The organism is Pseudomonas muyukensis (genome assembly GCF_019139535.1).
GTDB lineage: Bacteria > Pseudomonadota > Gammaproteobacteria > Pseudomonadales > Pseudomonadaceae > Aquipseudomonas > Aquipseudomonas muyukensis.
The window spans coordinates 3,862,399-3,873,047 of the sequence record NZ_CP077073.1 but is presented as its reverse complement, the minus strand read 5'-3'; the positions used below and the strand labels follow the sequence as shown (position 1 = coordinate 3,873,047).

Here is a 10,649-nt window from a genome sequence, read left to right as displayed (position 1 = left end):
GGGGATAGCGTGCAGCAGTTCAATCAGATCGTATCGGTCAATTTCCAGGGTGTGGTGGTGGTGTTCGGCCGCGAAGTGGCGGGCAAGCAGGCCATCTACTTCGATGTGCTCGGCCAGGACGTCGACAGCGACGACGATGACCTCGACTGGTCGGGTTTCACCGCGGTGACCTTCACCCAGCAGGTGCGCCAGGTGGGCATGAGCATCATCGCCGTGGACTGCGATGCCTCGACCCTGGTGCCGTCGCTGGCGCCGTTTCGGGTGGTGACCGACCAGAAGTACATTTCGGTCATCCAGCAGTCGATGAACGGCACCCTGTACGTGAACCGTTTTCGCCTGCTCAAGACCAAGTCGGGCACCGACCAGAAGACCACCGACTACGAACTGTCACCGGCGTGGGAAGTCCGCTACGCCCGCAGCCACAAGGAAGACGTGCCCGCCGACAAGTCCGACAAGCAGGACTTCCTCGACCCCGACGGCCAGCCTTTCCTGGAGCCTTCCCTCGAGCTGTCGATGATCACCGGCGTGAGCGACGGCCATTTCGACGCGCTGCTGCTGCCGATCGCCGGCAGCGAGCGTTTCGCCTGGCAGTTCCTGGCCCTGGACAGCAGCGCCACCTCGGTCAAGCTGTTCAACTTCCCCGCCACTGACAATGGCCTGTTCGAGGTGGCCGGCAAACCCGTGGGCAGCGACCTGCGCATCCAGCCGGACAGCGTGTTCGGCGTGGCCAAGGCCGGCACCAGCGCCGCGCTGGCGATCACCTCGGCGCCCCGCGCGGTGACCTACGTCAAGCATGAGAAGGTGGTGCAGCCCGATGGTTCGAGCATCGGCGTGCGCCGCGCCACCCGGGTGATGATCACCCTGACGGTCGCCGACGGCACCGTCACGCTGGACTCGGCCATCGGCGTGAACGGCACCATGGCCAACCTCTCGGGGGTGATCGTCACCTCCAACATCGTCCCGGCCGAGTTCGACCTGCGTTTCGACGGCGTGTCCAGCCTCAACCTGCTGCAGCCCGCCAGCGGCACCAACCCGCTGGCGATCAAGGGCCCGTTCGAGATCGGCCTGATGCTGGCGCCAGGCGTCAAGGGCGACGGGCTGAAGGTGCTGGGCGGTGCGCCCCAGGGCGAGGAGAAGACCCTCGCGCCCTATGTCTGGATCGTCGATGGCGACAAGCTCGAAGTGGGCTTTGGCAATGGCAGCGCGCGGGTCAGCTGCCGCACCCTGCACCCGGTGCTGTTCAACGACGTGTGGAGCGACCTGCACGTCCGCTATGCGGGCAAGGGCGACAACCCCTTCACCCTGACGGTGAACGACGCACCGGTACCCCTCACGCCCTGCAGCACCACGGCCGAGCCCTGCGGCACGGCCATGGCGCTGGTGGCGGCGGACAGCAACGGCTTCATCGGCGCGTTGAAACGCCTCGTTATCACGGTGGCGGGCACCGCCGTAGTGCAGCTGGACTGCAACAGCGTCAACTACGGCGACAACCCGCCGACCACGCTCAACCAGGCCGCTTCGGGCGTGAAAGTGACGGTGCAGGGCGCGCGCCTGGAACCTTCGGCCTCGCCGGTCAACAGCGACATGAGCGGTGAGTTCTACATTGATGCCATGGGCCTGACCTACTACGCGGGCCTTGCCGGGTTCATCCGCCCGAACGCGGCCACCTGCCTGATCGACGGCTCCGACGGTCTGCTGCACCTGTACTACCCCGGCGACGGCGACCTGCTGACGGTGGCGCAGTTCTCCACCCAGTCGGCGCGTGCCACCTTCACCGTCGACTGGACCACCCAATGGGGCAGCAGCGGGGCCAGGGCGGCGGCGCTGGAGCTGCCCGCGACCTCGGTGGCGCTGTACCGGGGCGTCAGCTGCGAGCACTGGGCACCGGTGGCCGCGCGGCTGCTGGTGGCCCCGGACGCCACCCAGAGCGGCTTCGTGAATTTCGTCGCCCACCGGGTCGGCACCTACATGAACAGCACGCAGATCACGGTCGCCGCCTCCAGCGTGTCCGAGCTGCTCTGCGACATCCTTGTGGAGGCCGCGCAAAGCGTCGGCACGGAGACCTGGCGGGGCCTGCCACGGGATATCGCACAGCTGACGCAGATCTGGAACGGCGCTGCTTCCAACAACCCGGACGACCCCCAGGTGCTCGACCAGTCCACACCCTATTTCGACTATGCAGGCAGCGCGCCGGCGGTGCTGGTGCCCACCCGCGCGGGCGGCAACGGCAGCTTCTTCCTGCTGACCTCGGTGCCGCAGTTGCCGGTCAAGCTGACTTCGGTGGCGGTCGCAGCCGGGGCCAGCGATGAATTCGTGGTGGTCGACATCAGCCTGGCGGCGCCGCCGCGCTGGCCGGCCAGCGCCACCCTCAACCAGCATTGGCCCGCCGTGCCGGCGACGCCACGCACCTTGCTCGATGTGTTCGCCGGCAAGGCGCCGCATTATGACTACAGCAGCGTGACCACCGCTGGCAGCCGTGCCTACGGGTTGCCCCTGAGCCTGGCACGCTCCGACGAGCAGGTCAGCCATGTGCTGGTGTTCGTGCGCGACGAGCAGAAGGACTTCACGGTGACGGTCAGTGCCGCCACGCAGCCGCTGCTGTGCAACGTGCTCATCTGCGGCGTCAGCCTGCCCGACGTGCCCCGCGAGCAGGCCGGGTTCGTCAAGGTGCTCAATGGCGACGCCAGCGGCTACGCCTACCCCAGCGGCTACCAGGGCGGCCTGGCGACCTTGATCTATGCCCTGGGCAACGGCTTGAGCGCCGATGTGGTCGACACCCCGGCACCCGCGCCCGAAGGTGGCGCGTTCGCCTATGCCGGGCTGCTGCGCGTATTGTTCCAGGGGCCAAGCTACGATGCGCCCGGGATGGCCCCCCAGGCCTTGACCAGCGCCGCAGTGATCCAGGGCGCGCGGCTGGCGTTCAATGGCCGGGACGACGCCATTCGTGGCTCGATGCTGTTCGGGGCGTTGGTCGACGCACCGCCCACCGACGGCGGGGTAGGGCGGCTGACCAACACCTCGGTGCACCCGGGCGGCATCGCCCCGGTACTGACGCCTGGGGTCAACGGCGGCTGGATGCCGCTGCCTCCGAGCTTCAGCCTCGACCTGAACCCGCCGAACAAGAGCAACTACGTGGCGTTCAATGTCGACAAGGCGTACTCGCCCTCGGACCAATTGGCGATCACCGACGACCTCACCGTGGAGGCCTGGCTGGCCCTGAGCGACAGCCGCATCAACCCGTCGTCGCGGGCGCTGTCCTATAACGTGCTGGGCAACCGCAAGCACCCGGACCTGCCGGTGCAATACATGATTGGCGCGCGCCAGGGCCCGGGCCTGGAGATGAGCGACAGCACCTACGTGACCCGGGCCTTCAACTTCAAGCCGCCGGCGTTGTCCTTGCAGGTCTATGTCTACCTGCCGCAGAGCGGCCTGAGTGGCACGCTGCTGTCGGTCTCGCAGGTGCGCGGCAGCGACCAGTACGTGCAGTTGGCGGTGGATGAGTATGGCAAGGCGGTGTTCACCTTCCTGGACGACCAGGGCGAGGTGAAAACGGCCCAGCCGCTGCCGGTGGGGGCCTGGACCTGCCTCACCGCAGTAGTGGAGCTCGCCGGGCAAGGGCAGGTGACGCTCAAGCTGTCGGTCAACGCCGGGGCCCCGGTCAAGGCCACGGCCAGCAACAGCTTCAGCGGCGACCTCGGCGCGTTGATGCTGGGCAGCAACCAGGGCGGCAGCCTGCCGGCCCGGGTCAATGGCGTGGCGTTCTGGCAGCGGGCGCTGAGCGACAGCCAGATGCAGAACAGCTTCAGCCAAGGCTTCGCCGACACCGACTCGATGCTCGGCATCCGCTGGAACCTGGCCGAAGGCAGCGGCATCGTGATCACCAACTCGGCCGCCACCGGCGTCGAGTACAACGCCACGCTGACCAACCCGGCCAGCCCCGCCTGGAGCGCGCAGGGAGCATTCCAGGTGCCCTATGCCGGGCGCAACGAGCTGGTGTTGACCTCCAACCGCATCCTCAAGGGCTGGACCCATGTCGCGCTGGCCTCGCGCCAAGGGCATGGGCTGAGGCTGCTGGCCAGCAACTACGGCAAGGTCAGCGACGGCGATGCCTTCAACCCCTCCAGCACCTTCGCCCTGGAAGCCTGGATCGCACCGTCGGCGTTGAACCGCAAGCAGATCCTGCTGGAGAAGAACGGCAGCTATTCGCTGTACATCAACACCCTCGGCCAGGTGTGCCTGACCGTGCAGTTGCAGATGGACCCACCCAAGTACGACGACCCACCTGTCAATTTCACCCACGAGGTGAAGTTCGCCATCACGGCCGGGGTGACCACCTACGTGGCCCTGAACTTCAGTACCGGCACCGTGGCCAACGACAGCGGCAGCAAGGAGTACGTGGCGCAGAAGTACTACGTGCGGGCCGGGTTGTACCTCAACGGCGCCCTGGTGGCCGAGCAGATGCGCAACGACCTGGCGCGCCCGGCCACGGTGCGTACGCAGACCTCGTCCTTCTACCTGGGGGTCAACGACGACCTGACCTTCAACTACGAGGGCCTGATTTCCCACGTGCGGGTGTGGAACCGCACCCTGGCCACCGACCAGATCGCCCAGACCTACGACTTGCGCCTCACGCCAGCCTCCACCGATGGCCTGGTGGCTGCCTGGGACTTCGACGAGATGGCCGGCACCAACGCCAAGGACCTGACCGGCAACAACACCCTGATTCTGAGCAGCAACCAGTTGTGGACGATCTGGCAGGACGTGGCCCAGGCCAGCCTGGTGGTCAACGGCCGCGGCAGCCTGCCGCTGCGCCTGAAGGTGGCCGATGTCGGCGGCTACCAGGATAGCCAGTTCACCTTCGGCGGCGCCCGCCAGGGCACGACGCTGACGCTGCCCTACAGCGGCCGCATCGACGATGTACGGCTGTTCTCCACGCGCCTGACCGAGCAGCAGATCCGCGAGAGCATGAACAAGGCGCTGACCGGTGGCGAGGAGCACCTGGCCGGCTACTGGCGCATCGAGGCCGGCTCCGGCCCGACGCTGTTCGACTTCACAGGCCTTGGCAACAACGGCACGCTGACCCCGGCGGGTAGCCCGCCGCAGTGGAGCAGCGCCGCGGCGCCGATCCAGAACGAGGCGCAGTACGTGGTCAACACCCTCGGCGGCACGCCGGACTACTACGTCGCGCGGATCCAGGGCCAGCCTTCGGTGATCGAGTACGCCAGTGCCGAGAAGGACGCCTACGGCAAGATCTTCAGCGTGATGAAGCGCGGCTATTTCTACCAGAGCAGCGACGGCGTGACGGCGCTGGAGGTGGGCTACAAAGTGGGTGACCTGGACACCCTGTTCGTCGGCCAGGTGCAGAGCAAGCCAACCATCATCGGCTTCATCGAAGGCGGCCCACCGCTGCCCAGCGAGAACCAGACCCTGGCCTACTGGGTCGGCGACATGGGTGGCCCGGCGTCGGACTACGCCTCGGCCTGCTCGGTCACCTACCAGGAGAGCGAAAGCAAGAGCTGGACCTTCACCGGCAACAAGACCTCGACCTTCAACGGCGAATTCAACCTCAAGGGCGGCCTGTACCAGAAGAGCAAGAGCGATGTGTCGGTGGGCCTGGGCGCCGAGGCCGAGACCATGGTGCTGGAGACCACCATCACCGGCGGCGCCAAGATGGTGCTGTCGGGCAACCTGGGCGACGGCCTGGAGGTGTCGCAGAACCATTCCAGCAGCGTGAGCCTGGCCACCTCGATGACCCCCACCGGCAACTGGGAGGCGGCCAACGCGGTGCTCAACCTGACGGTGGGGCGGCGCTATATCCAGAACAACGTGGGCATTGCCCTGGTCAAGTCGTCCACCGCCGACCTCTACATGCAGGCGCTCAAGGGCACGCAAACCCCCGTCGGCTATGTGCTGGCGCCGAACACCACGATCCCGGTGGACACCAACATCATCGATTTTCCGATCAACCCGCGCTATGTGAAGAACGGCACCCTGGACGGCAAGGTCGGCCTGGTCAACGACCCGGACTACCCCGAAGCCAACGATGAGCGCGGCAGCTACTTCAAGCCGCTCGAAGCCTACGACACCAAGCGCAGGATCGAGAAGCAGGAGCAGCAGCTCAAGGCTTACTACGACCAGTTCGATGTCAAGAAGTACCGCACGGTGGCGGCCATGGACAGCCTGCGCGACAAGCTCAAGTCCAACCAGTTCTACGACTTCGCCAACCAGCGCAACCTGCGCAGCCTCTACAACAACTACGTGTGGACGGCGGCGGGGGGGCTGCACAAGGAAGAGCACAGCTTCGCCAACAGCTATAGCGAGACTTACACCGGCACCAGCAGCCTGACCTTCGCCGCGGGGCTGGAGTTCAAGGCCGATATCGGCACGCCGTTCGGCGGCTACTACATCGAGGCCGACACCCTGCTGGGCAACACCTGGACCATGACCGCGACCAAGGTCGAGGCACTGTCCAACGGCTTTGCCCTGAGCTGCAGCGTAAGCCCGACCAACTTCCTGCCCGCGCCGATCCTCACCCAGGAGGGCGGCAACCTGAAGTTCAGCGGCTATGGGCCCAACGCCGCACCGGGCAAGGTCGATGCCTACCGCTACATGTCGTTCCTGCTGGCGCCGGCCGCCGACAACTTCAGCGTATTGGCGCAGGTGGTGGACCAGAACTGGCTGAACAATTCCACCAGCGCCTCGGCCGCTGCCATGCGCGAGGCCATGAACAACCCCAGCGAGCCGTGGCGGGTGATGTACCGCACCACCTATGTCAGCCGCGTGCCAGCGGCGTTCCAGCCGGTCAAGGCCGACACCAACGCACCCAACATCACGCCCCCGGCCAACCTGCCATCCAACCACTGGCTGGTGAGCGTGATCGACAAGCAACTGGACAAGACCGACCCGACTCGCCTGGAGATCGGGACGGCGATCGACACGGTGCTGGGCAGCCCCAGCGCCGGCCCAGGCCTGCTCAAGGACCTGATCCCCTGGTGGGCTGCCTTCTACACGGCGGCCAAGGTGTACGGGAGTGACGAGTTCCTCGAGCTGGCCGAACTGCGGGTCGACTTGCTGAACTACATGGCCAGCAAGTACGAAGCAGAGCACTACCGCACCAACTGACCCACAACCCACGTAAAGGAGCTACGAACATGGCAGATACAAGCTTTGCAGTGACCGGAATCTTCTCCGGCCTGCAGATTGTCTCGACTGGCATCGGCGGCCTGGTCAACGTCGCCTCGAGCGTCTCGGCGCAGACCGGCTACGCCATCGCCCGCCAGCAGACCTCCGACGGCACGCCGTACACCTTGCTCACCGCCGCGAACACCCAGGCGGTGAACGACCCGGCCAGCCTGGTGGTCAGTGCCCAGTACGCGCAGATCGTCACCTTCGCCGAACTGGACCTGGAGGTGCGCTACACCGACATCCCGGCGGACACGCAAGTGTCGGTGGATGCCAGCAACCCCAAGCTTGCGGTCTCGCGCCAGGACATCGCCGGCACCAGCCTGCTGGGCAAGCAGAGCAAGAAGCAGGAAGCCTTCGAGATGGACCTGAGCCTCAACCTGTGGGTGGCCAAGCCCGAGCAGCTCAAGAGCACCTCGTCGATCACCCTGAGCCTGTCGAGCATCGATGGCAGCTCGGGTGGGCCGGTGAAGAAGACCCTGCTGCAGAAGGTGCAGATCAACCTGTCGAAATAACCCCTGCAAGGAGCACGCAACATGGCTACTGAAACCTGGAGCGGCATCGTCGTGCGCGCGACCCTGGCGGAGAATGGCACGGTACCGCGCAGCGCCTCGTCGTCCTCGCCCGACATCATCCTCGCCGGCAAGGAGCCGCTGGCCGTCCCCTCGGTACTGACCGACCCGGCCAACTACAACAACGGCTACGACAACAAGCTGTACATCGGCCTGCCCAACTACCTCTACGTGCGTGGCAAGAACTACACCGCCGGCGAGCTGGCGGGGTACTGGAACCTGTTCTGGGCCACCCCCAACATCCTGTTGTACCCGTACCTGTGGGAAGGCAACCAGTTGAAGACCTCGGGGGGCGACAAGAACCCGCCGTTCGCCATCAAGGCCGGGGCCATCGGCGCGTCCCTCGATTGCTTCACCTGGGTGCCGCCAGACACCAGCGACCACTACTGCATGATCGCGGTGGCCAGCACCCCGGACCACCCCAACCCGCTGAAGGGCGTGACCAACATCACCGACCTGGCGGACGTGCTGTCGAAGAACGCCAACATTGCCCAGCGCAACGTGCAGATGGTCCGCGGCGACCTGCCGCAGGTGGTCAGCACAGCCGGCTACAACCAGGGCGACGAAGGCGCGCTGGTGGACCTGGCGGTGGTATTCGAGAACATCCCCAAAGGCACCAAGTACACCATTTCCTCGGGCACGCCGCTCAATGGCAAGACCCTCAGCCATTCCGACAACAACACCCTGGACAACGACTTCAAGTACGCCTGGGTCGGCCAGGACATCCCCGCCAATTGGCAGACGCTGTTCACCTTCACCCTGTCGTTCGGCAGCGACTGGTCGGGCATCCCTGCGGGCAAGAAGCCCAAGGTGACCATCCGCGGCGAGCTGGTGCAAGGCGCCGCCGACCGGCTGTATCACAACCCGGCGGCGTACTTTGCCGACCCGCATCCACACACCCGCGCGGTGCGCCTGGATGCGACGGGGGGGCCGGTGAAGCTGATCGTGGCGGGCAGTGTCACCACGCTTTACACCGACATCGGGCCTAAGTAGCCGTTGTAGCGTCCATGAAATCGAGCGCCGCTTTCGCGGCGCATCGCGGATGAATCCGCTCCTACATGTGTTTCGGGCCAATCCTGGGAGGTATTCGTTGGCCCGACACAATATCAAGGCATGCGCCAAGGCGGGCGCCCATGGCCCCACAGGCCTAACTGGCCCGAAAGACATGTAGGAGCAGATTCATCCGCGATGCGCCGCGCGGGCGGCGCTCGATCTTGAGCACGGCACAGCCCCATCGCCAAGCACTTGGACGCAACACACCTCTCGCGCCAGGCTAATACTTTAGTCGTAGCCCCTCGGTTCATGGAGGCCCCCAACCACGCACCCCTTATAGACTCGCCCGGTAATCCGACAATCCAACAAGAAAAGGACATTACCGTGGCCGCTGAAATTCAAGACAGCCGCTCCGCCCGCTTTGCCCTGCGCTGCTCCAACTGGGCCGAACGCTGGTTCCCCGACTCCTGGGTGTTCGCCGCTTTGGCCGTGATGCTGGTGTCCCTGGGCGCCCTGGCCATGGGCGCTAAGCCCACCGACACCGCCAAGGCCTTTGGCGATGGCTTCTGGAGCCTGATCCCGTTCACCATGCAAATGGCCTTCGTGGTCATCGGCGGCTATGTGGTGGCCAGTTCGCCACCCGCCGCGCGGTTGATCGACCGCCTGGCGCGCCTGCCGAACAACGGCCGCTCGGCGGTGTGCTGGGTGGCGCTGATCTCGATGCTCGCGTCCCTGCTCAACTGGGGCCTGTCGCTGGTGTTCGGTGGCCTGCTGGTACGGGCCCTGGCCCGGCGCAAGGACCTGAAGATGGACTACCGCGCCGCCGGCGCCGCCGCCTACCTGGGCCTGGGCGCCGTCTGGGCGTTGGGCTTGTCGTCGTCGGCCGCGCAGCTGCAGGCCAACCCGGCCAGCCTGCCACCGTCGATCCTGTCGATCACCGGGGTGATTCCGTTCACCGAGACCATCTTCCTCTGGCAGTCCGGGGTGCTGCTGGCGGCGTTGGTGATCGTCTCGCTGGTGATCGCCTACGCCACCGCCCCAGGCCCGAACAGCGCGCGCAGCGCCGAGGACTGCGGGGTCGATCCAAGCTTCAGCGCGCCGCCGTCGCCACAGCGCAGCCGCCCGGGCGAATGGCTGGAGTACAGCCCGATCCTGATCCTGTTGCTGGTGGCCCTGGCCGGCGGCTGGCTGTACCAGGAGTTCGCCACCAAGCCCGCGATCACCGCGATCTCCGGGCTGAATACCTACAACCTGCTGTTCATCATGCTCGGCGCCTTGCTGCACTGGCGTCCGCGCAGCTTCCTCGATGCCGTGGCGCGCGCCGTGCCGACCACCACCGGGGTGTTGATCCAGTTCCCGTTGTACGGCTCGATCGCCGCCATCCTCACCCAGGTCAAGGGCGCCGATGCCCAGACCCTGGCCCACCACATCTCGCTGTTCTTCACCCAGATCGCCACCCACGATACCTATGCGCTGCTGATGGGCGTGTACTCGGCGGTGCTCGGCTTCTTCATCCCGTCCGGGGGCGGCAAGTGGATCATCGAGGCACCGTACGTGATGCTGGTGGCCAACGACCTGCAGTACCACCTGGGCTGGGCCGTGCAGATCTACAACGCCGCCGAGGCGTTGCCGAACCTGATCAACCCGTTCTACATGCTGCCGCTGTTGGGCGTGCTAGGGCTCAAGGCGCGTGACCTGATCGGTTTCTCGTTCGTGCAGTTGCTGGTGCATATCCCGCTGGTACTGGTGTTGCTGTGGGCGCTGGGTACCACCTTGCAGTACGTGCCGCCTGTGATGCCGTAATTCTTCCGAAGTGCGTTGGTTTAGTTCGAGAACCTGGGACCGCTTTGCGGTCCTTTCGCGATACAAGGCCGCTCCCACAGGAGATTGCAATTCCCTGTG

General features: G+C 65.8%; 4 protein-coding genes. All 4 read left to right on the top strand.

Translation table 11 applies throughout. The annotated features are described in order from the left end of the window. Window positions 1-9 precede the first annotated feature (9 nt). The 4 genes from KSS95_RS17115 (at window position 10) to KSS95_RS17100 (ending at window position 10,550) form a co-directional block, all read left to right on the top strand. Window positions 10-7,122 (top strand): LamG-like jellyroll fold domain-containing protein, encoded by a 7,113-nt coding sequence (locus KSS95_RS17115; RefSeq protein ID WP_217848249.1) that lies wholly within the window; start codon window positions 10-12, stop codon window positions 7,120-7,122. 29 nt (window positions 7,123-7,151) lie between these two features. Next, window positions 7,152-7,697 carry a hypothetical protein gene (locus KSS95_RS17110; protein WP_217848248.1) on the top strand — a complete coding sequence of 182 codons (546 nt, stop codon included), beginning with the start codon at window positions 7,152-7,154 and terminating at the stop codon, window positions 7,695-7,697. 21 nt (window positions 7,698-7,718) lie between these two features. Continuing rightward, complete coding sequence (locus KSS95_RS17105) at window positions 7,719-8,747, top strand: hypothetical protein (protein WP_217848247.1); 1,029 nt, start codon at window positions 7,719-7,721, stop codon at window positions 8,745-8,747. 384 nt (window positions 8,748-9,131) lie between these two features. After that, complete coding sequence (locus KSS95_RS17100; protein ID WP_217848246.1) at window positions 9,132-10,550, top strand: short-chain fatty acid transporter; 1,419 nt, start codon at window positions 9,132-9,134, stop codon at window positions 10,548-10,550. The last annotated feature ends 99 nt before the right edge of the window (window positions 10,551-10,649 follow it).

Excerpts from the sequence above, each read along its gene's own strand:
- KSS95_RS17110 (WP_217848248.1), top strand. The coding sequence starts at position 7,152 with ATGGCAGATACAAGCTTTGCAGTGACCGGAATCTTCTCCGGCCTGCAG.
- KSS95_RS17105 (WP_217848247.1), top strand. The coding sequence starts at position 7,719 with ATGGCTACTGAAACCTGGAGCGGCATCGTCGTGCGCGCGACCCTGGCG.